The organism is Neisseria sp. P0001.S005 (assembly GCF_051963715.1).
In genome coordinates, this window is the sequence record NZ_JBQCTZ010000562.1 from 1 (window position 1) to 497 (window position 497).

Annotated in this window: 2 protein-coding genes; both read left to right on the plus strand. The window is 55.1% G+C overall.

The genetic code is table 11. The features are described from left to right. A partial coding sequence (gene rnpA / locus ACTHSP_RS21670) for a ribonuclease P protein component (RefSeq protein WP_440346965.1) occupies nt 1-300 on the plus strand: 300 nt, incomplete at its 5' end. Next, nucleotides 297-497: membrane protein insertion efficiency factor YidD (yidD, locus tag ACTHSP_RS21675; protein WP_440346966.1), on the plus strand; the 201-nt coding region annotated here is incomplete at its 3' end. The genes rnpA and yidD, both read left to right, overlap by 4 nt.

The following is a 497-nucleotide window of genomic DNA, read 5'->3' on the forward strand; positions in this document are numbered from 1 at the left end:
GATGATTTTTCATCCGTTTTTGCGTTGAAAAACCGACGCAGCCGCGATTTGCTGCAAGTCTCCCAGTCCGCAGACAATGCGCTCGGCCATCCGCGCCTTGGCTTGGTCGTCAGCAAAAAGACCGCCAAACGCGCCCACGACCGCAATTATATGAAGCGCGTCATCCGCGACTGGTTCAGACTGAATCAACACCAGCTGCCGCCGCATGATTTTGTTGTGCGCGTGCGTCAGGCGTTTAATCGGGAAACTGCCCCAGAAGCCCGAGACCAACTTGCCCAGCTGATGAAAAAACGCCGATGAACACCCTGCTTTCCAAGCTCCTCCTTGCACTCATCCGCTTTTACCAATACTGCATCAGCCCTCTCATTCCGCCGCGCTGCCGCTATACCCCGACCTGTTCACAATACGCAGTCGAAGCCATCAAAAAATACGGCGCATTCAAAGGCGGATGGCTGGCAATCAAACGCATCGCACGATGCCATCCTTTCGGCGGACAC